Source organism: Bacillus sp. FSL K6-6038 (assembly GCF_038050455.1).
Taxonomy (GTDB): domain Bacteria; phylum Bacillota; class Bacilli; order Bacillales; family Bacillaceae_G; genus Bacillus_A; species Bacillus_A pseudomycoides.
In genome coordinates this window covers 3960200-3984855 of the sequence record NZ_JBBOUH010000001.1, presented here as the reverse complement: position 1 = coordinate 3984855, position 24656 = coordinate 3960200, and the positions used below count along the sequence as shown (strand labels likewise).

General features: G+C 36.1%; 29 protein-coding genes. 19 read left to right on the top strand and 10 right to left on the bottom strand.

Features of this window, described 5'->3' with window-relative positions:
• Nucleotides 1-8: 8 nt before the first annotated feature.
• On the bottom strand, nt 9-932 hold the full coding sequence (locus NSQ40_RS20915) for an alpha/beta hydrolase (RefSeq protein ID WP_033796395.1): 924 nt from the start codon (nt 930-932) through the stop codon (nt 9-11).
• An 83-nt stretch (nt 933-1015) separates the two neighbouring features.
• Between NSQ40_RS20915 and NSQ40_RS20910 the strand changes: the two genes are divergently transcribed.
• Nucleotides 1016-1495: a GNAT family N-acetyltransferase gene (locus NSQ40_RS20910; RefSeq protein ID WP_003208327.1), complete on the top strand. Its 480-nt coding sequence runs from the start codon at nt 1016-1018 to the stop codon at nt 1493-1495.
• A 147-nt stretch (nt 1496-1642) separates the two neighbouring features.
• Nucleotides 1643-2581 carry a LacI family DNA-binding transcriptional regulator gene (locus tag NSQ40_RS20905; RefSeq protein WP_098101663.1) on the top strand — a complete coding sequence of 313 codons (939 nt, stop codon included), beginning with the start codon at nt 1643-1645 and terminating at the stop codon, nt 2579-2581.
• Between the two features lie 27 nt (nt 2582-2608).
• On the opposite strand, the gene NSQ40_RS20900 is transcribed toward NSQ40_RS20905, so the two are convergent.
• Nucleotides 2609-3928, bottom strand: coding sequence for a Na+/H+ antiporter family protein (locus NSQ40_RS20900; RefSeq protein WP_006095892.1), 1320 nt, complete (start codon nt 3926-3928; stop codon nt 2609-2611).
• A gap of 132 nt (nt 3929-4060) precedes the next feature.
• Nucleotides 4061-5059 (bottom strand): alpha/beta fold hydrolase, encoded by a 999-nt coding sequence (locus NSQ40_RS20895; RefSeq protein WP_098018771.1) that lies wholly within the window; start codon nt 5057-5059, stop codon nt 4061-4063.
• A gap of 133 nt (nt 5060-5192) precedes the next feature.
• Here NSQ40_RS20895 and NSQ40_RS20890 point away from each other — a divergent pair, with 133 nt between their 5' ends.
• Nucleotides 5193-5669, top strand: a complete 477-nt coding sequence (locus NSQ40_RS20890) for a ribbon-helix-helix domain-containing protein (RefSeq protein ID WP_018766104.1) — start codon at nt 5193-5195, stop codon at nt 5667-5669.
• Nucleotides 5670-5823: 154 nt separating this feature from the next.
• Here the strand turns inward: NSQ40_RS20890 and NSQ40_RS20885 are convergent, their stop codons facing one another.
• The gene (locus NSQ40_RS20885; RefSeq protein ID WP_003200068.1) at nt 5824-6267 is read right to left on the bottom strand and encodes a ferritin-like domain-containing protein; all 444 of its coding nucleotides are present in this window, start codon (nt 6265-6267) and stop codon (nt 5824-5826) included.
• 242 nt (nt 6268-6509) lie between these two features.
• Nucleotides 6510-8099, bottom strand: a complete 1590-nt coding sequence (locus NSQ40_RS20880; protein ID WP_098101660.1) for a bifunctional metallophosphatase/5'-nucleotidase — start codon at nt 8097-8099, stop codon at nt 6510-6512.
• 232 nt (nt 8100-8331) lie between these two features.
• Here NSQ40_RS20880 and NSQ40_RS20875 point away from each other — a divergent pair, with 232 nt between their 5' ends.
• The 4 genes from NSQ40_RS20875 (at nt 8332) to NSQ40_RS20860 (ending at nt 10707) form a co-directional block, all read left to right on the top strand.
• Nucleotides 8332-8595, top strand: coding sequence for a YqkE family protein (locus NSQ40_RS20875; RefSeq protein WP_003202682.1), 264 nt, complete (start codon nt 8332-8334; stop codon nt 8593-8595).
• A 68-nt stretch (nt 8596-8663) separates the two neighbouring features.
• The gene (locus tag NSQ40_RS20870; protein ID WP_006095887.1) at nt 8664-9188 is read left to right on the top strand and encodes a GrpB family protein; all 525 of its coding nucleotides are present in this window, start codon (nt 8664-8666) and stop codon (nt 9186-9188) included.
• 33 nt (nt 9189-9221) lie between these two features.
• Entirely contained in the window at nt 9222-9725 is a 504-nt protein-coding gene (locus tag NSQ40_RS20865; protein ID WP_098101655.1) for a DNA topology modulation protein, read from the top strand.
• 154 nt (nt 9726-9879) lie between these two features.
• Nucleotides 9880-10707: an aldo/keto reductase gene (locus tag NSQ40_RS20860; RefSeq protein WP_003208340.1), complete on the top strand. Its 828-nt coding sequence runs from the start codon at nt 9880-9882 to the stop codon at nt 10705-10707.
• A 29-nt stretch (nt 10708-10736) separates the two neighbouring features.
• On the opposite strand, the gene NSQ40_RS20855 is transcribed toward NSQ40_RS20860, so the two are convergent.
• Nucleotides 10737-11651, bottom strand: a complete 915-nt coding sequence (locus NSQ40_RS20855; protein WP_003208341.1) for an aldo/keto reductase — start codon at nt 11649-11651, stop codon at nt 10737-10739.
• A 53-nt stretch (nt 11652-11704) separates the two neighbouring features.
• Nucleotides 11705-11833: a Z-ring formation inhibitor MciZ gene (gene mciZ / locus NSQ40_RS20850; RefSeq protein WP_003200060.1), complete on the bottom strand. Its 129-nt coding sequence runs from the start codon at nt 11831-11833 to the stop codon at nt 11705-11707.
• A 74-nt stretch (nt 11834-11907) separates the two neighbouring features.
• Between mciZ and NSQ40_RS20845 the strand changes: the two genes are divergently transcribed.
• Nucleotides 11908-12447 carry an NUDIX hydrolase gene (locus NSQ40_RS20845; protein WP_003208342.1) on the top strand — a complete coding sequence of 180 codons (540 nt, stop codon included), beginning with the start codon at nt 11908-11910 and terminating at the stop codon, nt 12445-12447.
• 22 nt (nt 12448-12469) lie between these two features.
• On the opposite strand, the gene NSQ40_RS20840 is transcribed toward NSQ40_RS20845, so the two are convergent.
• A complete protein-coding gene (locus NSQ40_RS20840; RefSeq protein WP_033797245.1) occupies nt 12470-13021 on the bottom strand; it encodes a GNAT family N-acetyltransferase in 552 nt (183 codons plus the stop codon).
• A gap of 124 nt (nt 13022-13145) precedes the next feature.
• Between NSQ40_RS20840 and spoIIM the strand changes: the two genes are divergently transcribed.
• The 9 genes from spoIIM (at nt 13146) to corA (ending at nt 21278) form a co-directional block, all read left to right on the top strand.
• Complete coding sequence (spoIIM, locus tag NSQ40_RS20835; RefSeq protein ID WP_003208343.1) at nt 13146-13793, top strand: stage II sporulation protein M; 648 nt, start codon at nt 13146-13148, stop codon at nt 13791-13793.
• Nucleotides 13794-13900: 107 nt separating this feature from the next.
• Nucleotides 13901-14356: a ferric iron uptake transcriptional regulator gene (fur, locus tag NSQ40_RS20830; protein ID WP_000392653.1), complete on the top strand. Its 456-nt coding sequence runs from the start codon at nt 13901-13903 to the stop codon at nt 14354-14356.
• Nucleotides 14357-14461: 105 nt separating this feature from the next.
• A complete protein-coding gene (locus NSQ40_RS20825; protein WP_016116176.1) occupies nt 14462-14692 on the top strand; it encodes a YqzK family protein in 231 nt (76 codons plus the stop codon).
• Nucleotides 14693-14698: 6 nt separating this feature from the next.
• A complete protein-coding gene (gene xerD, locus NSQ40_RS20820; protein WP_003208345.1) occupies nt 14699-15589 on the top strand; it encodes a site-specific tyrosine recombinase XerD in 891 nt (296 codons plus the stop codon).
• Between the two features lie 228 nt (nt 15590-15817).
• The gene (locus NSQ40_RS20815) at nt 15818-16558 is read left to right on the top strand and encodes a FixH family protein (RefSeq protein ID WP_018766098.1); all 741 of its coding nucleotides are present in this window, start codon (nt 15818-15820) and stop codon (nt 16556-16558) included.
• Nucleotides 16559-16923: 365 nt separating this feature from the next.
• Nucleotides 16924-18108, top strand: a complete 1185-nt coding sequence (gene deoB / locus NSQ40_RS20810) for a phosphopentomutase (protein WP_098101648.1) — start codon at nt 16924-16926, stop codon at nt 18106-18108.
• A gap of 13 nt (nt 18109-18121) precedes the next feature.
• A complete protein-coding gene (locus NSQ40_RS20805) occupies nt 18122-18943 on the top strand; it encodes a purine-nucleoside phosphorylase (protein WP_003208346.1) in 822 nt (273 codons plus the stop codon).
• Between the two features lie 7 nt (nt 18944-18950).
• Nucleotides 18951-20255, top strand: coding sequence for a pyrimidine-nucleoside phosphorylase (locus NSQ40_RS20800; protein ID WP_033796399.1), 1305 nt, complete (start codon nt 18951-18953; stop codon nt 20253-20255).
• 60 nt (nt 20256-20315) lie between these two features.
• Nucleotides 20316-21278: a magnesium/cobalt transporter CorA gene (gene corA, locus NSQ40_RS20795; protein ID WP_003208351.1), complete on the top strand. Its 963-nt coding sequence runs from the start codon at nt 20316-20318 to the stop codon at nt 21276-21278.
• A 32-nt stretch (nt 21279-21310) separates the two neighbouring features.
• On the opposite strand, the gene NSQ40_RS20790 is transcribed toward corA, so the two are convergent.
• Both NSQ40_RS20790 and NSQ40_RS20785 read right to left on the bottom strand, forming a co-directional pair.
• Complete coding sequence (locus NSQ40_RS20790) at nt 21311-22600, bottom strand: NCS2 family permease (protein ID WP_098101646.1); 1290 nt, start codon at nt 22598-22600, stop codon at nt 21311-21313.
• A 136-nt stretch (nt 22601-22736) separates the two neighbouring features.
• Nucleotides 22737-23399: an SIMPL domain-containing protein gene (locus tag NSQ40_RS20785; protein WP_258248295.1), complete on the bottom strand. Its 663-nt coding sequence runs from the start codon at nt 23397-23399 to the stop codon at nt 22737-22739.
• A 159-nt stretch (nt 23400-23558) separates the two neighbouring features.
• Between NSQ40_RS20785 and NSQ40_RS20780 the strand changes: the two genes are divergently transcribed.
• A complete protein-coding gene (locus tag NSQ40_RS20780; RefSeq protein WP_006095879.1) occupies nt 23559-23978 on the top strand; it encodes a MarR family winged helix-turn-helix transcriptional regulator in 420 nt (139 codons plus the stop codon).
• A 109-nt stretch (nt 23979-24087) separates the two neighbouring features.
• Entirely contained in the window at nt 24088-24633 is a 546-nt protein-coding gene (locus tag NSQ40_RS20775; protein WP_003208356.1) for a hypothetical protein, read from the top strand.
• The last annotated feature ends 23 nt before the right edge of the window (nt 24634-24656 follow it).

Here is a 24656-nt window from a genome sequence, read left to right as displayed (position 1 = left end):
AAACAGGCTTATGCAAGCCTGTTTTTTGTTTCTTTTACATATGTTTCTAAGAATCGATCAACGGCATCCTCATACTCTTGTTTATTTTCGTTATAAGAGCAAGCGTGTGCACCGTGTTCTGCAATAAAGAGCTGTTTATTATTTTCTTTTGCTTCATAAAGGGCTTTTGTCATATCACATAAAATATAGTCATCGTCTTTACTATGAATAAAAAGGACTGGATTATTTATGTTTTTTACACAATCGATAGGAGAAACTTCACGTATTGTATAACCGTCTCGTACTTTTAAAACGGCATTTGCCAATGGTAGTAGTGGCCATTTTGGTAAATGAAACTCGACTTTTAAGCGATGGTGTAATTGTTCGTAGAAGTCAGAAAATGGACAATCTGCAATGTAAAAATCAGCACCGTCTTCCACCATACCTGCGTATTGTAGCAATGTCGCTGCTCCCATTGATTCTCCATGAACACCAAGTATAATATTTGTACCAAAACGGTCTTTGAGCCAGTCAACTACCGTCTTTAAATCATATTTTTCGTAATAGCCATAACTTGTCGTTTTACCACCTGTTTTACCATGGCGACGATGATCATAAATAAATACATTGTAGCCTCTGTTTAAAAATAAATTTGCATATTTGACAGAGTTTATTTTATTTACGGTTACACCGTGGCAAAAAATCATAAATTTATTAGAATTGCCTGCAGAAATGTAGTAGCCGTGAAGGTCGTATTTAAATTGAGACGGGATACGAACCTCTTCTTTTGGAATGGCGTTAAAATCCTCTAAGCGAAAGTGTTTTTTTGTTTCACGTTCTAAAATTTCTTCCTCTGTTTTTTTCTTTAAATACATTACTTTATTGGTAAAGAAAATACCGATACCAATTAATGCTCCTATTATGGTTAGCAATGCTGTAAAAAAACGTTTCATATCTTCCCTCATCCTCCAAATATCTCTGCATATGATACACTTATATTGTATCATAATGATGTAAAAGGGGGAGAGAGTGGGACATGATTCGAATACAAAAAATCACAGTGGAAATGAGAGAAACAATTGAACTTTTTATGCATGAAAATTGGGGAAGCACGTTGATGGTTTCACGTGAAAGAGCACATCAGTTAGATCAATTGCCTGGTTTTATTGCAACTGAAGATAACAGAATAATAGGAATTATTACATATGAAATAAAAGAAAATGATTGTGAGATTGTTTCTTTAGATAGCTTTAAGGAGAACAAGGGAATTGGAACTAAGCTTGTAGAGTACGTAATTGATATTGCAAAAAAACAATGTTGTAAAAAGGTGTGGCTTATTACAACAAACGATAATACAAACGCACTTCGTTTTTATCAGAAACGTGGTTTTATGATGACGAATTTATATATTGATGCGGTCAAGGAAGCAAGGAAGATAAAGCGAGAAATTCCGCTTATTGGCTATGATAACATCGCGATTTTACATGAAATTCAACTAGAAAAAATGAATTTATAAAATCCATCTTTATATATGTTGAAGATGGAAAATGTAAGAAGTATTTTATGTAACAATTTTCAGAAATATAAAATAATAACCTTGACGAATACCCTACTTTGTTTTAGGTTTAAATTGTAAGCTATTACCATATTAAGGGGTGACGATGTGGCAACCATACGTGATGTTGCAAAATTGGCCGGTGTTTCAGTCGCAACCGTTTCACGAGTCATTAATGAAAAAGGGTATGTTCATGAGGATACAGTAAAACAAGTAAAACAAGCAATTGAAGAACTACAGTATAAACCAAATGCTGTAGCGAAGGCGTTATTTAAAAAATCTTCGACAATGATTGCTATATTAGTATCAAATTTAGAAGATCCATCCTATATAACATTACTTCGTTCAGTAGAAGAGGCTGCATATAAAGAAGGATATCAAATTGTTATTTGTAATACAGAAAATAAAACAGGATATATAGATATATTAATGCAAAATAATATTGCTGGCGTTATTATGACGAAAGATGTATTTGAGCATGTGAAGCAACTTTCCCTTCCATTTGTTGTACTTGAGGGCGGAACAGAGGCAGCATCTATTTCTACATATTATGAAAGTGGTAGAAAGGCCGTTACTGTATTGAAAGAAAAAGGTTGTCATTTTCTTGCTTATATTGGGGATAAGATAGAAGACGAAGCAATGGAAGAGCACACTGCTGGTTTTTTAGATGCTGTTTGGGATGAAGGAATTGCTTATCGAGAAGAAAAAATAAAGGGACAAGATGAGGAAAGTCAAATTGCTGAATTATTATGGAAGCATCCTTATATAGATGGTATAGTAGCTGCTAGCGATGCGATTGCAATTGCTACAATTCGCGCGGCGAATGCTCTTGATCTCCATATACCGAATCATTTGCAAGTCATTGGTTTTAAGGGAAGTTTACAAGGTGAATGGGTTACGCCGTCTTTGACAACAATTGGAAGTTGTGTTGAAAAGCAAGGAGTATTAGCTGTACAAAGATTGGTAGGGAAAATGAAAAAGGAACAAGTGAAACTTGAGGAAGTGAAGCAAGAGTTTATATTAATCGAACGAGAATCTACAAAGTAAAAGGTGCGTCTAGCAAACGCACCTTTTTTATAATGTTATAGCAGCAATAAAGCCGAATATAAGTAACGGAATATTGTAGTGAAGAAAAGTTGGGACACACGTATCCCATATATGATGATGCCTGCCATCAGCATTTAAACCTGAGGTAGGTCCTAGTGTACTATCAGATGCTGGAGAACCAGCATCACCTAATGCACCAGCTGTACCGATAATAGCGATGGTTGCCATCGGGCTAAACCCAAGTTGGATACATAGCGGGACGAAGATGGTTGTTAAAATCGGAATGGTAGAAAAGGAAGAACCGATTCCCATCGTAACGAGCAGACCGATAACAAGCATAAGAAAGGCAGCGAGCGGTTTGCTGTTTCCAATTAAATTGACGCTTGTCTGAACAAGTGATTCAACATGCCCTGTTTTCCGAAGAACTGCTCCGAATCCAGCGGCAGAAATCATGACGAAACCGATAAATGACATCATTCGCATACCACTTGTTAAAATAGCATCAGCTTCTTTTAAAGGAAGGCTACCACTAACGGATAATACAATGATTCCAGCTAGTGCGCCAAAAATCATGGATTCTGTTGCTAGCTGCACACTTAGTGTTGCGATAATAGACAATAACCCAAAGGAAATGCTTCTTTTTGTATAAGGAGCGGCTTCATCAGATGCGGCATGAATAGGTTCGGTGTGATAAGTACGTGGTTTACGATATGTAATGAAAACAGCGATACATAGACCGATAATCATTCCTATTGCTGGAATTGTCATTGCTTTTGGGATAAGCGCTACATCAAATGTAAGTCCGCTTTGCTGTGCATTTGTTTGTAGTACATCGTGATAAATTTTTCCAAATCCAGCTGGAACCCACATGTAAGGAGTGATTAATCCGAATGTAATAATACATGTAACAAGCCGGCGGTCCACTTTCAGTTCATTTAGTACTTTTAAAAGCGCTGGAATTAGAATAGGGATAAAAGCAATATGAACCGGAATAACATTTTGTGAAAAACAAGCCATTGCCAAAATAATAAATAAAATGAGTATTTTTGAATATGTTTGCTTTTGTGTGTCTTTTTCATTACCAACTAAGTTCAGTGCAGTATGAATCATAGCGTCGGGCAGACCTGTTTTGGAAAGAGAAATAGCAAATCCTCCGAGCATGGCGTAACTTAAAGCGATTGGAGCACTGTTTCCAAGACCCGTAGTAAAAGTATTGATTGTTTCTGAAATTCCAAGTCCACCAATTAGTCCACCTGTTAAGGCACCGACGATAATAGCGACAATGACTTGGACACGTAATAAACTAAGCAGTAGCATCACTGCTACTGCGATGAGTACAGCGTTCATAATAAATGTAATCTCCCTGATCTTTTTCTGTTTGTGCAGCTTATTCTGGATAGAAATGCTTACTAACTTGAGTAAAGTTGCAATATGTAATTATAAAATGTTTTCTGTGAAATGTAAAAGGTATAACGATTACTAGTGTAGAAAAGATAGCTCTTGTTTAATAGAGCATAAAGACTTTGCAAACAGTTTAGGTTCTTCTAAATTTGGTGAATGAGCAGAGTTTGGGAACCAAATCATTTTTTTGATGGGTGCTTGAATTGTATCGCAATATTGTTGAACGAGTGCATAAGGTGTTTGATAGTCGAAACGACCAGAACAAAAATAAACAGGTACGGAAAGTTTTGAGATTGAAGAAAAGAAATCTACTGTCAGCATTTCTTCCCATAATGCCCCAGATTTCATATTTCCTGCGAGAAATCTCACCCAATCTAGCAATGTATATTCTGAAGAAAATAGCCCTTTACGAATGAAAGAAAACGAAGTCCCGTTTTGAACTGCTCCTCCAAATGTACCGAGCCACTTCCTTTGAATGATAAGACGCCGCATATCTAGAAAAGGAGGTTTTCCTAGTTTTGTTAGAGAGGTCAATGCCCGCTCGTGTCCATGTTTTTTTGCAGAATGAATTAAATGCTGATAGAGCAATTCTTCGTTTTGCTTCATATGTACAATCTGACCGATGCCAATGTAGGCTTCGATGTATTCTGGATATTGATTTGCAATTTGTAGACCGATAATACTTCCCCAAGAATGTCCAGCGAGAAATAGTTTTTGTTTTTTGAAGCGAGAAAGAAGATATTTTATTACTTCAAGTGCATCTAAAACAAATTGTTCAATTGTGAAAGGTGCTTTTATATCCCGCCAAGAAAAAGATTTTCCTGCTCCACGTTGATCCCAATTGACAACAATAAAGTGCTTTTCTAAATCTTTTTGAAAATGGCGAATGAATCCAATTTGTGCCGTGCCAGGACCGCCATGACAGCATAATAAAATAGGTTGATTTACGTCTTGACCACGAATGAGTAGAGATTGCTGATGATTGTTAATCGTCACGCTTTCTATCGTAGCGACGCTATTTGAAGTTGGATTCTTAAATTCGTTGTAAAACTGTGGAGTGTGGCTACGAAACAGCATATAAAAAACCTCCTTTTCTCTAATGGTATGTATCGCAAGGGTGTACGATTTTGCATATACTATTAAGAAATTATTGTATCATAACATGCCGACTGTATTTCAACTATGAGAGCTCAGGGAGAGGGGGAAGAAAGTGACGGTTGGAGAAATTATAGATTGCTTAAACAAACGTGAACCACTTGCTATTATTGCGAAACGCCTCGACATGAGCCCATATGCATTGTCGAAAAAGTTAAGAGTGCTTGGATATGAATATGATGGCGAACAGAAGAAACGAATATTCATTGGAGAGGGAGAAGAGCCCCGCCATTTATATCTTCAAGAAGCTACTGCGCTTCAATATGTAAAAACAGATTATCAGGTTTTGATTTATGAACAATTGCAAAATATTTATGAATTATTGCGAAAACGAGAGGAACTTATTATCCCCAAAATAGTCAAAAGTAATGAAAAGAAAAAACGTACTTTTTCTATATGTACGGAAATTTTAGAGAAACTAGACGTTGTATCGGCTGCAACAGGTATTCATAAATCTAGAATTGTAGAAGAAGCGTTGATAGAATTTTTGCGGAAATATGAAGAAGCTGATGAATTGTATCAGGATAAATGAAAGAAAGGATACTATGTTCAATGTAAGAGCATGTATCCTCTGTATTTTTATCTAGCAATTTGTGGATAGTTAGAGTTTTTAGTGAAAGTAAAGAAGTTAGGTGGGGATGAGAAAATCTTCATGGATTAGGCATTTGCTTTGTATAAAACAATTATTATTTTTTAGCTTTTAAAAAATAATATAGGAACCAAACGGCGTGATTTTGTTCATCTGCTGCTGTTCTACGAAATGCCTCCTTAATATATTGATCTGTAGTGTCATCTGCAATTTTCAAGTAAAAATCGACTGTTCGTTGCTCATCTTGTAGCGCGAATTCTAATCCATTCACATAAGAATCTGGACATTGTTCAATAATTTTTGGCTGAGGTTGTTTACCGGTTAAATGAATATAAATTTGTACAAATTGCTGGAAATGTTTTATTTCGTCTTGTCGGATTTCGAGTATTTGATTGCGTTCATTATCTTGTGGAGCTAAATTAGCTAATTTAGCATAGCAATTTATTGCACTATACTCTCCGTTAATTGCATTTTCAATGTCATGAATTAGTTTGTCGTTTTGTCTGTATATCAAATTGTAATCATTTGAATAAGAATACATATGTTCACCTCCCAGTTCCTGCTCATATATCCTACGAGAAATCAATATACTGAGTGCATATCCTTTAAAATGTGATTTAGGGTAAAGTGAATTTTTATTGCATGTCCTTTCTCCATAGAGGTCAATAAAAAGCCCTGTATTCTAATGGAATACAGGGTTCTTATCATAAAGATTAATTTTTAAAAAATCATAATTTAATAATATAGTTTCTCTCTTTTTTATAAATTTATTTAAAAGAAAAGTTAATTAACTTTTTGAATTCGCCCATCAATAATAGGTTGAATCGGTTCTTTTACTTGCTTTACATAATCTACTAACGCTTCAAAATCATTTGGTCCTGTTTCAGCATTTTTTCCATTTTTAAAGGATACAAATCCATCTCCACCTGAACCTAGAAAGGCATTTGCAACAACGCTGTAAGTTTTAGAGGCAACTAGCTCTTCTCCATTTGTTAAATGGATATTGGTAACTTTTTCACCGTCTGGTTTATTCGCATCCCAAGTGTACTGAATACCTGAAATTTGAAGCATTCTTGTTACACTTTTTTGCCACTGTTGATTCAAAATATCTCGAATGTCTTGCCCTGTCAAATTAACCTTTATTAATTGATTACCAAATGGTTGGATACCATATAATTCGCCCCATGTAATATCACCAGCATCTAAGTCATTACGGATGCCACCAGGATTCATAAGGGCAATTTGAGCGTTCATGGTCGCGCGTTGAGCGTCAGCAACTAAGTTTCCAAGAGTTGATTCACCAGCGGTATTTTGTTTACGATCTATCGGAGCAGTGGATTTTCCGACAACCTGATTTACAAGTGGTGCGATTTTTTCTTTATACTGTTCCATTTTCTTTTTCACTTGTTGGTCAGGCTCTATTCCCTCATGGTAGGTTGTAACAACTTCCGCTTTTTTCTCAATAATATCTTTTGTTTTACGATCAATTTTTACATCGACATCAGCGAAAGCCATTCCATAAGAATTTGCTTGTACGACAAGTTTGTTATTAACGGTTCCATTTACATAAGTGTGACTATGACCACCGAAAATGACATCGACTTCTGGATCAGTCTCATTTGCTAAGCGAACGATATCGCCATTTGTTACGCCGTTATCATCCGTTGTACCTCCATTATGTGCAAGAACAACGATAGATTTAACACCTAGTTTTTTCAGTTGTTTTACGGATGTGTTAATTGCTTCAACTTCATCTGTAATTTGTACATTTTTTAGCATAGTAGGCATAACAACGTTAGGAACATCCGTTGTTACAACCCCGATAAAGCCGACAGGAACTCCTTGTACCATTTTTACAGTAAATGGTGGTAGAAATAAGCGTCCAGTTGATTTATTGTAGAAATTTGCAGCAACATAAGGGAAGTTTGCTCCTTTAAAATTCCCTGTTTTTTCGTGATACCCACCGTAAATAAGGCGATTCATTTCGTTAATACCTTCGTCAAATTCATGATTTCCAATAGTTCCAACATCAAAACCTAGATCATTTAAAAATTCGATTGTAGGTTCATCTTGCAATAATGCAGAAACTGGAGGACTTGCTCCGACAATATCGCCAGCATGAACCATAAGTGTATTTGGGTTTTGTTTTTCACGATCACGTAAATAAGCAGCTAAGTACTCAGCTCCCCCTGCTTCTTTGTTGTTAATTTTCTTTACAGTGTCTAGTTGACCGTGAAGGTCGTTAATACCAAGCATTTGTACGTCTATGTAGTGATTTTGTTCTGCTGGTACTTGAGATGGAGGTGCAGCAAATACACTTGAAAAAGTAATTGTACTTAATACTAAAGCTGCAGGAATGACTTTTTTCCACATGAGTTTTCTCTCCCTTTTTTTATAATCTGACATCATACGACATAATTTTAATAGATTAAGAGAGTTATTGCTATAAAAATTCTTTTTATTATAAAAATTAATGAAATTTTATTTTTCTCTTTACATCTTTACAAAATAAAAATAATAGGGAAATCGAAAGTGAATGGTCTTTTTTATTGTCGAGAGTAAGGTATTTCCCCTATAATGGAGAAAAAAGTAAAAGGTGAGCAGTATGAAGAAAAAGAAACAGAGACAAATGCAAAGACAAACGCAAATGAATCAGCCAGAGAAAGATTCCATTACAATTGGTGATCAATTGAATAAATCGTTAATGAATCAATTGAAAAGTAAGAAGAAAGAATTACAAGTAAGAGTGGAGCAAAAAGAAATAGAAGAACAAGAAAGAAAGCGTAAAGAGCAAAAGGAACGTGAAAAGAATAAATCGTTTGAAGAATTATTAAGTGAAAGTAATCTCACTTGGAAAGACTTTAAATAATGTAAAAAATCATCAGTACAATTGTCCTGATGATTTTTTAACGATTTGATAAGAAAAGGGGAATTGGGATGAGAAAGATTGTAGTCGTTCCTTATGAAAACCATTGGGGTGAGAAATTTCAAATAGAATCACAGAGGTTAAAAGCAGCGATGCCAGAACATGTGAAAGTACATCACATTGGTAGCACATCAGTACCGGGACTCGCAGCAAAGCCAATTGTTGATATGATTATGGAAGTAGAGAACATTGAGAGCGTAGATCATTGGAATGAATGTTTTCAACAACTTGGCTACATTGTAAAAGGTGAGAATGGTATCCCGGGTCGCCGCTTTTTTATTCATGGAACAGAAGAAAAACGATCGTATCATTTACATGTTTTCGGAACAGGAAATCCGGAAATTACACGTCATTTAGCATTTCGCGATTATATGATGGCACACTGTGAAGAGGCAGAGGTATATGCGGCATTGAAAAAAGATTTAGCAGAAAAATTCACATATGATGGAGATCAATATACAGAAGGAAAGAATGACTTCGTGCGTAACATTGATGAGAAAGCACTTGAGTGGAGAAAAAATAACGGAAGCGAGTAAGCTTGCGTTATTTTTTGCAAGGGGAGAGAAGAGATGAGAAAGATTATGATTATTGGTTCTGGGGGAGCTGGAAAATCAACTTTTTCACGGCGATTAGGGGAGATACTACAACTTCCAGTATTTCATCTTGATGCACTCTATTGGAAAAAAGATTGGGTGCTAGCAAGTCGCGAAGAACAAATACAGGTACAAAAAGAATTAGTAACGCAGGAAGCTTGGATTATCGATGGAAACTATGGATTTACAATGGATATACGATTAGAGGCAGCTGATACCATTATCTTTATTGATTTGCCAAGAATACAATGTTTATATCGCGTAATAAAAAGAAGGATACAATATCATAATAAAACACGCCCTGATATGGGAGAAGGGTGTGAAGAACAATTAGATTTTGAGTTCTTGAAGTGGGTATGGACGTATCCAAAAGTGAAACGACCTGCTATTTTGGGGGAAATACAAGCTGTATCTGCTGAGAAAAATATTGTTATTTTCAAATCTTCAGCTGAAATAGAGGAGTTTTTACAAAAGCTATAAGATGAAACAGTCTTATTTAATAAAATTATTATGTTAACTGTATATATTTTTTGACTTTTTTCAAGAATCTTGTTCAAATAAAGTGACGGTTATAAAATTTAGCGGCACCCTGTCTATAGAATTCGCAGGAGAGAAGAAGGAGGAACGGCCTATCATGTATATTCCAACAACTACACTTCATAATGGCGTGAAAATGCCGATGCTTGGTTTAGGTGTATATAAAGCAAAAGAGGGAGAAGAAGTAAAGCAAGCGGTAAAAACAGCTTTAGAAGTTGGATATCGCTCTATTGATACAGCGACTGTATATGAAAATGAAAGCGGTGTCGGAGAAGCGATTCGTGAATCAGGAATCGCACGTGAAGAATTGTTTATTACGACAAAAGTATGGAATGACGATCAAGGCTATGAAGCAACACTTCAAGCATTTGACAAAAGTTTGAAGGAATTACAAATGGATTATGTGGATTTATATTTGATTCACTGGCCAATAAGAGGGAAATACATAGATACATATCGTGCCCTTGAGAAATTATATGAAGAAGGAAAAGTACGTGCAATTGGTGTTTCAAATTTTCATCAGCACCATTTAGAACAGTTGTTGCCAAATTGTAATGTGAAGCCGATGGTGAACCAAGTAGAGCTTCATCCGATGCTTGCACAGTTTGAATTACGTGATTTTTGTCAAAATGAACAAATTCAAATGGAAGCATGGAGCCCGTTAATGAGAGGCGGCGAAGTATTTCAGCATCCGATTATTCAAGAAATTGCTAAAAAGTATGAAAAAACGCCTGCTCAAATTATTTTACGCTGGGATATTCAAAGTGGCATTGTAACAATCCCTAAATCTGTTACACCATCGCGTATTCAAGAGAACTTTACTATTTTTGATTTTTCATTAACAGAAGAAGAAATCAAACAAATTGATACGCTTGATCGCAATTTACATGTTGGAACAAATCCTGATAAATACGATACGATGTAAAAAAACGCTACCGATTACGGTAGCATTTTTTATCGGTGTAATGTGTATGTATCGCATTTAACAGCTGCTTGAATTTGTTTATATTCTTCAGTTGTTAATGGAGATTGATTGTTAGCTTGTACATTTTCTTGTAGTTGCTGGATGGAGCTAGCGCCAGGAATAACAGCTGCCACAATCGGGTCATGTAAACAATATTGAAGAGCTGTTTCAGTTAACGAACGTTCCTTTGTAATTTCTTTTACAGTAGTTAATGTTTTTATTAACTCATCATAAGAATAAGAAAGATAATCTTTTTCTTTCACTTTTTCTATCTTTCTTTCATTGTTATCAGTTAACAATCCTTTCGCAAGTGGTCCTCGTGCAATGATGCTAATTTGATGCTCCTGAAGTAGTGGAAACCATTCTTCAGGCTGGCGATTTAAAAGACTATATTCCATCAATACACTAACGATATTAGAACATTTTGCATATTCACGAATGACGTTTGGACGGATAGAAGAAATTCCGTAATGACGAATCACACCTTCTTGTTTTAATTCTTCAAATGCTTCGATTGTTTCATCGATAGGATCTTCGATTGTACCGCCGTGAAGTTGATATAAATCAATATAATCCGTTTGCAGGCGGCATAAACTTTCTTTTACCTCTGCTTTTATATAAGCTTTAGAAGGGTCCCAAGACCAGCCGTTTTTCTCCTCAATCCAGCGGTTTCCTACTTTCGTTGTAAGAACAATTTGATCGCGTTTTCCCTTAAGAGCTTTTCCAACAAATTCTTCATTTAATCCATAATTGTATAAGTCTGCTGTATCAAAAAAATTAATTCCTAAATCCATTGCTTCATGGATGATGCGGATCGCTTCATGTTCATTGGTGCCAAGGGACATACAACCGAGTCCCATTTCAGTAACATATAAATCTGAGTTTCCTAATTGACGTTTTTTCATAGGCCAACCTCCTTACTTGTATTGTACGAAAGCAGAAGAAGGTTGACAAATGTTTACTTTTTGTTTGCTGTAATCCATTCTTTTACAGTTTTATACTCTTTTCCGTATTGCTTTAGCTGATGCCGAATTTGCCAAGCCTTTCCGACCAACGTGATACGATTTGGTAAAATATATACTTTCATTTTTATCACGCTCCTTTCAGTGTGGTAAAATGTATGAAGAACAAGTAGGAAATAGAATAGGGAGATGAAATATTGTGAGTAATCTTGCAGAGAGAACGATTGCAACCGAACCAATTTTTGATGGGAAAGTTATTAAAGTTCGTGTTGATGATGTAGTATTGCCAAATGGAGAAGTGAGTAAACGTGAGATTGTCAATCATCCTGGTGCGGTTGCTATAATTGCTGTGACAGATGAAAAGAAAATCGTGCTTGTTGAGCAGTACCGTAAAGCATTAGAAAAAGAGATTGTAGAAATTCCTGCTGGAAAATTAGAGCCTGGAGAAAAGCCAGAGGTAACAGCGGCTCGTGAATTAGAAGAAGAGACAGGGTATGTATGTGACAAAATGGAATTTGTTACATCTTTCTATACATCACCTGGTTTTGCGGATGAAATTCTATATGTATACAAAGCAACTGGATTGAAGAAAAAGGAAAATAAAGCAGCTTTAGATGAAGATGAGTTTGTGGAATTAATGGAAGTTTCATTAGAAGAAGCAGTTGAACTTATGAAAAATCAACGTATCCATGATGCAAAGACTATGTTCGCTGTACAATACTTGCAATTACAAAAATAAACACTCGCCCAAGGCGAGTGTTTTAATTAATTTTGGCGTATACGCGTGTGTCACGTAAGCTACCGTCTGGAGCAAGAAAGTCGTTTTCTAGTGTACCTTCTAAAATAAATTCAAGACGTTCTGCTAAGGCACATGCATTTACATTTGTAGCATCACAGCGAATTTCAAGTCGTCTCGCACTAAGTTTATCAAAAGCAAACTGGACAGCGCCTTTTACTGCTTCTGTCATATAACCTTGTTTTGTATAAGTGCTATGTAACCAGAAACGAAGTGAAAATTTTGGAATATCCCAGTTTTCTGGATGAAGGGTAAGAGCTCCAATAAACGTACCAGATACTTTATCATATAAGTGAAAAGCTAATGTTTCACGAAGTAAAAATTGTCCATGAGCTTCCCGAACTATTTCCTCAGCACTTTCTTCTGTTTCAGATGTAATGGACATCCAAGGTTGTAAGTCTTCTACAGAAGCTTGAATTGCTTCATACACCTCTGTTCCATCACCTGGGAATGGTTTGCGTACTTGTAGGCGCTCAGTTTGAAATAATGTTGGAAAATCTAATAATAATGGTTTCAAGCAAAATCCCTCCTATTCTCTACTTTTAAGTTTAGCAAAGTAGAGCGGAATTTCAATGTTAATTCGTCATACTTTTTTCTTTCTTTCATACATTTTAGTAAGAGTGTGAACGGAGGGAAGAAAAATGTTACGAAAAACTTGGCAAAATCGTGTAATTTCTCATATCCAAGAGAATTCTTCGCTTTACATATTTGTTTCCGTTTTATTATTGATGGGAGTAGTATTTGGGGCAATTCTTGTAAATAGTTTGCAGGTGAATCAAAAGCAAGATTTATCTTTTTATTTGAACCGATTTTTTGGACAAGTTTCCAAAGGTGAATTTGCAATTGCGAGTGAAATGTTTCGAGAAAGTTACTTTTCACAATTAAAATATATTGGATTTATTTGGCTGTTAGGTATTTCAATTATTGGATTACCACTGATCTTTATTTTATTATTTTTAAAAGGGGTAGTTGTTGGGTTTACAGTAGGTTTTTTAGTGAGTCAGCACGGTTGGAATGGATTGTTATTAGCATTTGTATCCGTGTTGCCACAAAATTTAATTATCATTCCAGCGTTTCTTGTAATGACGACAGTTGCTGCAAGTTTTTCTTTACGTATGATTAGGCATCAATTTATTCGAAAAATCAACGAGCCGCTATTGCCGATGTTAATACGTTACACTTGCTTTTTTCTAATCATTGGAGTGATATTAGCAATTGCCTCTAGTATTGAAGCGTATGCTTCACCAGTTTTAATGAAAGAAGTCGTGGAGTCTATTAATAAAAAATAAATACTACTTGAGAATAATTATCAAGTTATTTTGATTGTTTTTTCTTTTGACAGAAGCCCTTCTTCTGATATAATGGTGTAAGAGTGGCGAGGAGGGAGTAGTACCGAATGGAAGAGAGAATTGAACGAATTAAGAAGCAATTGCATGCAGCGAGCTATAAGTTAACACCACAACGTGAAGCAACGGTTCGTGTGCTGCTAGAAAATGAAGAAGATCATTTAAGCGCAGAAGATGTTTACCTCCTTGTGAAAGAAAAGTCGCCAGAGATCGGACTAGCAACCGTCTATCGAACTTTAGAGTTATTATCTGAGTTAAAAGTTGTTGATAAAATTAACTTCGGAGACGGTGTTTCACGCTATGACTTACGTCAAGAAGGTGCACAGCGTTTCCATCATCATTTAATTTGTACACAATGCGGTGCTGTACAAGAAATTCAAGAGGATTTACTTGGTGAAGTGGAGAAAAAAGTAGAACGAGACTGGAGCTTTAAGGTAAAAGACCATCGTTTAACTTTCCATGGGATTTGTAAAAATTGTCAAGAAAATGAAACGGATGAAAAATAACCTTTTCCTATTTAGCTAGGAAGAGGTTTTTTTATTTGAATTTAGGTATAAATCGCAGAAAGCTTGGCATATGTTGTAATAACATATATTTTGGAGGAGTTTACAATGCGCCGAGCTTTAAAATTAACTTTTGATGGGATGAAAGTATTTTTATTATTTACAGGTTGTACGATTTTGTTTTATTTCGCTATACTATGGATAAATGAAGAATATGAAAGTTATCATCGTTATGAAAAACCAAAAGAAGAGACAGTAGAAAAAGTATCAGGGAATGAGGAACCAGCAAAAGATGCTTTCGTAAATAGAATGATTTTTTTCTATGAAAATGGGGAGTAGTGCAGATTGGAAGATCAATTAAAAGATTTTATTCATTATATGATTGTTGAAAAAGGGTTAGCTAAAAATACAGTTGTATCCTATGAGCGTGATTTGAAAAGTTATGTGAAGTATTTACAACATGTCGAGCAAATCAAAACATTTCACGAAGTGACAAGGATACACATTGTGAATTTTTTGCAGTATTTAAAAGAGAACGGAAAATCATCAAAAACGTTGGCACGCCACATTGCCTCTATTCGTTCGTTTCATCAGTTTTTACTTCGTGAACGAGTGGTAGAACATGATCCATCTGTACATATTGAAACACCTCAAGGTGAGCGGAAATTACCGAAGGTATTGTCAGTGAGTGAGGTAGAGGCATTGCTTCAAACGCCAAAAGAGACAAGTGCATTCGGTATTCGCGATAAGGCTATGCTAGAGTTATTGTATGCAACAGGACTACGTGTTTCCGAATTAATTGCACTAAATTTAGAGGATGTTCATTTGACAATGGGATTTGTTCGCTGCGTCGGAAAAGGGAATAAAGAAAGAATCATTCCGCTTGGAAGCTTAGCAACGGAAGCAATTCAGCGCTATATTGAAAAGGGAAGAAAAGAATTGATGGGCAAAAAAACAGTAGATGCACTTTTTTTGAACCATCATGGCAACCGCTTATCACGACAAGGTTTTTGGAAAATTTTAAAACGACTAGCAAAAGAGGCGAATATAGAAAAAGAGCTTACACCGCATACTTTGCGTCATTCGTTTGCGACACACTTATTGGAAAATGGAGCGGATTTGCGTGCTGTACAAGAAATGCTGGGACATGCAGATATTTCAACAACACAAATTTATACGCATGTTTCAAAAGCTAGATTAAAAGATGTATATAAACAGTTTCACCCGAGAGCATAATGATTATGCTCTTTTTTTATTGTAATGTAAGGCGGGAGTGTAAGAGTTAGGTAGTTTTGACGATTCGCATTCTAGTAATTATAGAATGCATTTTGAAATTGGAAAATAAGTAGAAAAAAGCACTTCACAAAAACTTCACAAACATTTCTTATATTGTTTTCAGCAGGAGGCTAGAATACGACTAGTCTTTTCCTCTATACTAAGTAGAGTATGAAGGAGGAAATGATAATGAAAAAACTGATAATTACGTTATTTATTGCGATGCTAGCATTAGCTGGTTGTAATACAAAGAAAGAAGAAGCGCCGAAAAAAGAGAAACTTGAAGAAGTTAAAGTAGCAGTTCAAACAAACCCGAAAGAAATTAAGCCAAATGAAAAAACAGAAGTACAGGCACTTGTTACGCAAGGAAAAGAAAAAGTAACGGATGCTGACGATGTGAAGTTTGAAATTTGGAAAGATGGCGAAGAAAAACATGAAATGTTAAACGGTAAGCATAAAGGGAAAGGTGTTTATGCGGTAGAGAAAACATTCCCATCTGACGGCGTGTATCATGTTATTGCACATACAAATGCACGTGAAATGCATGTTATGCCAGAAGTGAAAATTGCTGTAGGAAATGCAAAAGTTGAGGATACGAAGAAAGAAAATGGTGGTCATGAAGCAGGACATGGCGATCATAAGAGTGATACGATGATTCACCTTATGGCTGGCGATGTAAAAGCAAATGCTGAATCAACAATGAAAGTTCATTTGAAACAAAAGGAAGAAGCATTAACTGGAGCTGAAGTACAACTTGAAATTTGGAAAGACGGCGTGGAAAAACATGAGTTTATTCCAGCAAAAGAAGGTAATAAAGGCGAGTATGAAAGCAAACATACGTTTAAAGACGCAGGTGCTTATAAAGTGAAGGTTCATGTGAGAAAAGGTGAACTTCACGAACATAAAGAAGAAACAGTAGAGGTAAAATAAGGAGCGGCTCTTTAGAGCTGCTTTTTTCTTTAGGTTAATGAAATATATCATAATTTCATTAGCACTTCTGTGCAGAATGGATTACAATAGAAAGTGTGACAAAAATAAGAATTTCTACGAAAATGTATTAAAAAGAAAGCGTAAACATGTTATGATATCAGTATGAGATGTCTGACATCTGACTTAGAAAAAACAGGAAAGTTTTTTGCTTCGTTTGAAAATAGAGCGAAGCGGGTTGGAGAATGACTTGAACAAGTGTTTTAGTTAGTGGGGAAACGAGAGAATTCTTACTGATAACAGTTTCACTTTACAACGTTTTGAACATACTACAAGAAGTAGAACTGAACATATAGGAGGTTGCAGTTATGAATAAATATAAACGTATTTTCCTAGTCGTAATGGACTCTGTAGGAATCGGAGAAGCTCCAGATGCTGAAAAGTTTGGTGATGTAGGTTCTGATACAATCGGTCATATTGCTGAACATATGAATGGATTACAAATGCCAAACATGGTGAAATTAGGCCTTGGTAATATTCGTGAAATGAAAGGGATTTCTAAAGTAGAGAAGCCACTTGGTTACTATACAAAAATGCAAGAAAAATCTACTGGTAAAGATACAATGACAGGCCACTGGGAAATCATGGGTCTTTACATCGATAAACCATTCCAAGTGTTCCCGGAAGGATTCCCAAAAGAGTTACTTGATGAGTTAGAAGCAAAAACAGGGCGCAAAATCATCGGTAATAAACCTGCTTCTGGAACAGAGATTCTTGATGAACTTGGTCAAGAGCAAATGGAGACAGGTTCTTTGATCGTGTATACTTCTGCTGATAGCGTATTACAAATCGCAGCTCATGAAGAAGTAGTACCACTTGAAGAGCTATATAACATTTGTAAAATTGCACGTGAGTTAACACTGGACGAAAAATATATGGTGGGCCGCGTTATTGCTCGTCCATTCGTTGGAGAACCAGGAAACTTCACACGTACACCAAACCGTCATGACTATGCATTAAAACCATTTGGTCGTACAGTAATGAACGAACTAAAAGATAGCAATTATGACGTAATTGCAATTGGTAAAATTTCTGATATTTACGATGGGGAAGGCGTAACTGAATCTCTTCGTACAAAATCTAATATGGATGGAATGGATAAGCTTGTAGATACATTGAATATGGACTTTACAGGTCTTAGCTTCTTGAATTTAGTTGATTTTGATGCGATGTTCGGTCATCGTCGTGATCCTCAAGGATACGGAGAAGCATTGCAAGAATATGATGCACGTCTTCCAGAAGTATTTGAAAAACTAAAAGAAGATGATTTATTAATCATTACAGCAGATCATGGTAATGATCCAATTCATTATGGTACTGACCATACACGTGAATACGTACCATTACTAGCATATAGCCCAAGCATGAAAGACGGCGGACAAGAATTAACACTTCGCCAAACATTTGCTGATATTGGTGCGACTGTAGCAGAAAACTTCGGTGTGAAAATGCCAGAATACGGAACAAGTTTCTTAAACAACTTAAAGAAATAAGGGGGACAACATAATGAATCGTGAACTTATTACAAAATCAGCTTCATACTTAAAAGAGAAATTCCAAGAAACACCACAAGTAGGACTTATCCTTGGATCTGGACTAGGTGTCTTAGCAGATGAAATCGAAAATGCTGTAACAGTACCATACAGCGAAATTCCTGAATTTCCAGTATCAACTGTAGAAGGTCATGCAGGGCAGCTTGTATTTGGTACACTTCAAGGTGTTACTGTAGTTGCGATGCAAGGACGTTTCCATTTCTACGAAGGATATGACATGCAAAAAGTAACATTCCCAGTTCGTGTTATGAAGGAACTAGGTGTAGAAACAGTTGTTGTAACAAACGCAGCTGGTGGTGTAAATACATCATTTGAACCAGGCGATCTTATGTTAATTTCAGACCATATTAACTTCATGGGTACGAATCCATTAATCGGACCAAATGATGCTGAAATGGGCGTACGTTTCCCTGATATGTCTACATCGTATACGGAAGAGCTTCGCGAAATGGCAAAACAAGTTGCGGCAGACTTAAATATTAAAGTGCAAGAAGGTGTATACGTTGGAATGACAGGTCCTGTATACGAAACACCTGCTGAAATTCGTATGCTTCGTACACTTGGCGGAGATGCAGTTGGTATGTCTACTGTACCGGAAGTTATTGTAGCGCGCCATGCTGGTATGAAAGTACTTGGAATTTCTTGTATTTCAAACATGGCAGCTGGTATTTTAGATCAGCCACTTCATCATGATGAAGTAATTGAAACGACAGAACGTGTGAAATCTAATTTCTTAGCATTAGTAAAAGCAATTGTAAAACAAATGAAGGGGTGAGTTTACAATGAGAATGGTGGACCTAATTGCCAAAAAACGTGATGGACATGCATTAACAACAGAAGAAGTGAAATTTATTGTAGAAGGCTATACAAATGGTGACATTCCAGATTATCAAATGAGCTCATTCGCAATGGCAATTTTCTTCCAAGATATGGATGATCAAGAGCGTGCCGATTTAACGATGGCAATGGTGAATAGCGGCGATACAATTGACTTATCAGCGATTGAAGGAGTAAAAGTAGATAAGCATTCAACGGGCGGTGTTGGTGATACAACTACGCTTGTATTAGGTCCATTAGTGGCTGCTTTAGATGTACCAGTTGCTAAAATGTCTGGTCGAGGATTAGGGCATACAGGCGGTACAATCGATAAATTAGAAGCAGTACCAGGATTCCATGTGGAAATTGAAAATGATGAATTTATTCGTCTTGTAAATGAAAATAAAATTGCAGTTATCGGACAAAGTGGAAACTTAACACCTGCTGATAAAAAGTTATATGCACTTCGTGATGTAACAGCGACAGTAAACTCGATCCCTCTTATTGCGAGCTCTATTATGAGTAAAAAAATTGCTGCTGGTGCAGATGCAATTGTACTTGATGTAAAAACAGGTGCAGGTGCATTTATGAAAACGGATGAAGATGCAAAACGTTTAGCAGAAGCAATGGTACGTATTGGTAATAATGTTGGTCGTAAAACGATGGCAGTTATTTCTGATATGAGCCAACCGCTTGGCGAGGCAATTGGTAATGCATTAGAAGTACAAGAGGCAATTGATACATTACAAGGTAAAGGACCAAAAGACTTAGAAGAGTTATGTTTAACACTTGGAAGTCAAATGGTATACCTTGCTGGAAAAGCTTCTTCTTTAGAAGATGCGCGTGAAAAACTAATCGAAGTAATGAACAATGGAAAAGCGTTAGAAGCGTTTAAAACGTTCCTGGCAGCGCAAGGCGGGGATGCTTCTGTTGTTGATGATCCTTCTAAACTGCCACAAGCACAATTTAAAATTGAAGTAGAGGCAAAAGAAGATGGATACGTATCTGAAATTGTTGCAGATGAAATTGGAACAGCAGCAATGCTTTTAGGGGCAGGCCGTGCAACGAAAGAATCTGAGATCGATTTAGCTGTTGGACTTATGCTTCGCAAAAAAGTGGGCGATGGCGTAAAAAAAGGTGACTCACTTGTTACGATTTACGCGAATCGCGAAAATGTAGAAGATGTAAAAGCGAAAATTTATGAGAACATGAAAATTGCGAAAGACCATGTTGATGCACCGAAACTCGTGCATGGCATTGTAACGAAATAAGTTAAAAAGCTAAGGAGCCTTCTCCTTGGCTTTTTTTACTGTTTTTTGTTTATAATAATAATGGGTGAAATTATGATTAAAATTTGTGCAGTAACGAAAGAAGATGAAGTATTATACGATGTTTCGTTAGAAGAAACAGGACGAGAAGATATCGCATGGTATTGGCTTGATTTATATAAGCCAACAAAAGAAGAGTATACATACATTTTACAAAAACATTTTAAGTTCCATCCCCTTGCGATTGAAGATTGTGTAGAATATGTACAGAGACCAAAAGTGGATTTCTATGATGGATATAACTTTTTAGTTCTCCATGCATTTGGAGAAGATGGATTAGAGCCACATGAGATCGATCTATTTGTTAGTGATCGTTATATTGTCTCTTTCCATTTTTCACATAATAATGCGATTGAAAGAGTGTGGACAACGCTTGGCGAGAGGAAACGTATCAAGAAGAGTCCCCTCCATGTAGCACATACAATCATTGACCAAATTGTGGATGACTACTTTGCACCTGTTTATTATATTGAAGATCATTTAAATGCGATTGATGATAATTTAACAGGGGATACAGCAGGGCGTGTACTAGAAGAAGTATTCGATATTCGTACGGACTTATCTAAGCTTAGACGTACAATTATACCGATGCGTGACCTCTTGTATCGTATTTTAAATTCAACTCGGTTTTACGGTGTAAGTGATCATGAAATTTACTTTAAGGATATACATGATCATTTACTAAAGCTTTCTGAAATGATTGAAGCAAGCCGAGAATTAACAGCTGATATTAGAGATAGCTATTTTTCATTGAATTCGCATCATATGAACAATATTATGAAAACATTAACGGTTTTCTCGACCATCTTCATGCCATTAACATTTATTGCAGGGGTGTATGGGATGAACTTCGCGCATATGCCAGAGTTAGCAGGGAAATATAGCTATTTTATTTGTTTAGTTATTATGGCGTTAATTGGTGGAGGAATGATGGCCTGGTTCTATAAAAAAGGATGGTTTAAGTAAAAAAACGCCGAGGGGATTCCCCGGCGTTTTTTCTAGCCAATAGCATGTAACACAAACATGGCTAAGAATAGGCATGTAATGATATACATAGACGGTGCGACTTCTTTATGCTTTCCAAGAGCAATCTTCAAAATAGGATAAGCAATAAATCCGAACGCAATGCCATCAGCGATACTATATGTGAGCGGAATCATAACGATAATTAAGAACGCTGGAAATCCTTCTGAAAAGTCGTTTAGAGGGATTGCCTGAATGTTTGTAATCATTAGACCGCCAATAATAATTAAGATTGGTGCAATGGCACTATCAGGAATTAATTTTACAAACGGAAGAGCAAACAGTGATGCAAAGAATAACATCCCTGTAATGATAGACGTCAGACCTGTTTTACCGCCTGCTGTAATACCTGCGGCACTTTCTACTGTTGAAACGGTAGGACTTGTGCCAAATAGACCACATGTCATTGCTGAAATTGCATTTGCTTGATAAGCACGTGGAAATTTACGGTCATCTTCTAATAATCCGTGTAAAAGTCCCATGTTCTCAAAAATAAGCACCATGCTTAAGGAAAATGTTGCAATCCAAAACGGTAAGGAAGAAAGTTTCCCAAATGACATAGCACCAAACACATCCCCGTAGTTAGCGAATGAAAATGAGCTATTTCCTACTTGGCTTGTATCAACAAGACCAAATAGCCATGCAATACCGGTTCCAATTGCAATCGTCCATAAAAAGTTCCCACGTACGTTACGAATAAATAACACAAGTGCCACAATAAGAGTAAGCAGTGTTGCCAAAACAACAGGACTACTTAATTTTCCTAATGCAACAGCAGTGTTCGGATGCGAAACGACAAGACCGCCTTTTTGCAAACCAATGAAAGCTAAGAATAAACCGATGCCGACAGTAATCGCTTCTTTTAATGACTTTGGAATTGATAATGAAAGCGTACGAGCAATCGGTGTAAACGCGGCGATTGCAAAAATAATACCGGCGATAAAGACAGCTGCTAATGCTTCTTGCCAACTTAATCCAAGCGTATGCACAGCTGTGTACGTGAAGAATGCATTTACACCCATACCTGGTACAAGAATAGCAGGTGCATTTGCCCAAAATGCCATCATTAGACATCCGACAAATGAACTAAAAACAGTTGCCAAAATTCCTGCTTCAAGTGGAATGCCGGCATCTGATAAAATGGAAGCATTGACAATCATAATATAAACAATTGTGAAAAATGATGTTGCCCCAGCTAATATTTCTTGCTTTGGTGATGTATGGTGTAGGTCTAATTTAAATGTTCTTTCAAGTATTCCTTTCATGTTAAACCTTCTTTTTCATATCCCTCTCCCACCCGTGATATCTCTTTTGTAAAGAGCTCACCGTCCTTTATTATATCAGAACATAATCTTTTTACAATAAATAAAATGAGAACGTTTACTTAAAAGGTAACTGGTGCTATAAATATGTGAAAATGGCACGGACATTAGAGATGATTTCTAGTTCTCCAGATTGAATTGGAGGAGCAGCTTGTGCGTGTAAAGTAGCTTGAGACATAAATTCACGCGGTGTTTGTGCTGATTCTTCAACGAGTGAAAGTGGGACGGGATTAATATTTAAATTATACGAAATCGCAATTGTACGAGCTTTTTCTTGAGCGTGCTGGACTGCTTGTAATAGTGCTTGTTGATAGTAAGCGTTTGGATGGGAAATGCGGAAGCGTAATCCTCTTGCTACATTTGCTCCATTTGTAACGGCTATATCATATACTTCCCCAGCTTTTTGTACATTTAAAACGGTAATTTCATACAAATGTTCTACTCGGTACCCTTGTAACAATGCTTTTTCGTTTACGTATTCATATTGAGGAGTAATTGTATAGGAAATGGTTTCTATATCCTTATCAGCGATACTGATTTGTTTAAGTGCAGCAAGTAATTGTTTAGATTGGATTGCATTTTCCTCCTGTGCTTGTTTCACATCTTTATTATCTGTTCTAATACCAATTGTTAATACAACGACATTTGGTTTCGCTTTTATAACTCCTTCTCCTTGTACAGTAATAGTTGCTTGTTTTCCATTGCGGATATCGGGTGAATAGGGATTCATGCCAACTTGCATTTTTGCTCACCATCCTTTCTATATGTATATGAACAAAAGAGAGAGAAAATTGTATGTAAAAAGTTACATAATTGAGAATCAAAAGGAAAGAAAGCATATACAATGTAGGTATTTATAGATTATAATATGTGTAAATATGATAAAAAAGGGTCGAGGCTAGTGAGCGAAAAAAGAGAAGCACTGATTTTAGATTTATCTACATCATTTCGAAAGATGATACGTTTATTACAAAATGATATTAATACACGTTTTTCAGAGCATATGCCATATAATGAATTTTCTGTATTGCGTGCATTATTTTTGAAAAGCCCACAAATGGCTTCGCAAATAGCTAGTGAAGTGAACGTAACATCCAGTCATATTACAGCAGTAACAGATCGTTTAGTTAGAAAAGGTTTTGTAACAAGAAAACGTTCTGATTCAGACCGTCGTATTGTGTATTTGGAGATTACAGAACATGGAAAAGAAGTTACACAAGAACTTGAAGCTGTACGTAAAGAATACTATAAAGAAAAATTTAAAGGGTGGAGCGATCAAGAGATTGAGATGGTATTAGAACTATTTGGTCGCGTACTATAATTACAATAAATGAGGGTAGGGGGGCAAAGTGCTTTCCTATCCTTTTTCTTTTGAATAAAAATATTTTGAAACTCCAATACTTTAAGTAAAAAGTATTGGAGGGAAAATAATGAAATACATCGTTTCATTCGTAATTATTATTGGAAGTTTTATATGCTCTAGCACATTAATTTATGCAAAAACACCAATCCAAGTTGTTCAAAAAGAACTGCACTATATTGCGAGTGATCAGCCCGTTTTATATTCGAAATTATGGGTTCGTTCTATGCAGAATACTATTCTTTTTCACCATAGTAATAATATTCGTGAACAAGATACACTGCGCAATGTCACAAATTCTTCTCTCGTAAAAGTAAAACAACTTTCACTTGAAAAGGCTTCGCATTACATCCCGAGGTTATCTCAATATGTCTCTAAATTTGAAAATAAAAATGTTCAAGTGTATTACGTTGCTGTTCGTTATGAAGTGAAAAAAGAAAATCCATATCAATTAAATGGAATGAATTATTTTCTTCAAGTGTTTGTGCAGGAACAAGGAGATTGGAAAGTTGCTGAAAGTATTATAGCTCCGACAGATCAAATGATAGAGAATGGCGATGGATTTGGAATGAAAGAAGAGAAGGAGTATGGGAAAAGAAGAGAGAATGTGAAATAACCTCCTCGGGTGAGGAGGTTATT

Excerpts from the sequence above, each read along its gene's own strand:
- NSQ40_RS20800 (WP_033796399.1), top strand. The coding sequence starts at position 18,951 with ATGAGAATGGTGGACCTAATTGCCAAAAAACGTGATGGACATGCATTA.
- NSQ40_RS20825 (WP_016116176.1), top strand. The coding sequence starts at position 14,462 with ATGCGCCGAGCTTTAAAATTAACTTTTGATGGGATGAAAGTATTTTTA.
- NSQ40_RS20860 (WP_003208340.1), top strand. The coding sequence starts at position 9,880 with ATGTATATTCCAACAACTACACTTCATAATGGCGTGAAAATGCCGATG.
- corA (WP_003208351.1), top strand. The coding sequence starts at position 20,316 with ATGGGTGAAATTATGATTAAAATTTGTGCAGTAACGAAAGAAGATGAA.
- NSQ40_RS20910 (WP_003208327.1), top strand. The coding sequence starts at position 1,016 with ATGATTCGAATACAAAAAATCACAGTGGAAATGAGAGAAACAATTGAA.
- mciZ (WP_003200060.1), bottom strand. The coding sequence starts at position 11,833 with ATGAAAGTATATATTTTACCAAATCGTATCACGTTGGTCGGAAAGGCT.
- deoB (WP_098101648.1), top strand. The coding sequence starts at position 16,924 with ATGAATAAATATAAACGTATTTTCCTAGTCGTAATGGACTCTGTAGGA.
- NSQ40_RS20855 (WP_003208341.1), bottom strand. The coding sequence starts at position 11,651 with ATGAAAAAACGTCAATTAGGAAACTCAGATTTATATGTTACTGAAATG.
- NSQ40_RS20815 (WP_018766098.1), top strand. The coding sequence starts at position 15,818 with ATGAAAAAACTGATAATTACGTTATTTATTGCGATGCTAGCATTAGCT.
- NSQ40_RS20895 (WP_098018771.1), bottom strand. The coding sequence starts at position 5,059 with ATGCTGTTTCGTAGCCACACTCCACAGTTTTACAACGAATTTAAGAAT.
- NSQ40_RS20900 (WP_006095892.1), bottom strand. The coding sequence starts at position 3,928 with ATGAACGCTGTACTCATCGCAGTAGCAGTGATGCTACTGCTTAGTTTA.
- NSQ40_RS20870 (WP_006095887.1), top strand. The coding sequence starts at position 8,664 with ATGAGAAAGATTGTAGTCGTTCCTTATGAAAACCATTGGGGTGAGAAA.
- NSQ40_RS20775 (WP_003208356.1), top strand. The coding sequence starts at position 24,088 with ATGAAATACATCGTTTCATTCGTAATTATTATTGGAAGTTTTATATGC.
- NSQ40_RS20915 (WP_033796395.1), bottom strand. The coding sequence starts at position 932 with ATGAAACGTTTTTTTACAGCATTGCTAACCATAATAGGAGCATTAATT.
- spoIIM (WP_003208343.1), top strand. The coding sequence starts at position 13,146 with ATGTTACGAAAAACTTGGCAAAATCGTGTAATTTCTCATATCCAAGAG.
- NSQ40_RS20880 (WP_098101660.1), bottom strand. The coding sequence starts at position 8,099 with ATGTGGAAAAAAGTCATTCCTGCAGCTTTAGTATTAAGTACAATTACT.
- NSQ40_RS20885 (WP_003200068.1), bottom strand. The coding sequence starts at position 6,267 with ATGTATTCTTATTCAAATGATTACAATTTGATATACAGACAAAACGAC.
- NSQ40_RS20865 (WP_098101655.1), top strand. The coding sequence starts at position 9,222 with ATGAGAAAGATTATGATTATTGGTTCTGGGGGAGCTGGAAAATCAACT.
- NSQ40_RS20790 (WP_098101646.1), bottom strand. The coding sequence starts at position 22,600 with ATGAAAGGAATACTTGAAAGAACATTTAAATTAGACCTACACCATACA.
- NSQ40_RS20785 (WP_258248295.1), bottom strand. The coding sequence starts at position 23,399 with ATGCAAGTTGGCATGAATCCCTATTCACCCGATATCCGCAATGGAAAA.
- fur (WP_000392653.1), top strand. The coding sequence starts at position 13,901 with ATGGAAGAGAGAATTGAACGAATTAAGAAGCAATTGCATGCAGCGAGC.
- NSQ40_RS20805 (WP_003208346.1), top strand. The coding sequence starts at position 18,122 with ATGAATCGTGAACTTATTACAAAATCAGCTTCATACTTAAAAGAGAAA.
- NSQ40_RS20875 (WP_003202682.1), top strand. The coding sequence starts at position 8,332 with ATGAAGAAAAAGAAACAGAGACAAATGCAAAGACAAACGCAAATGAAT.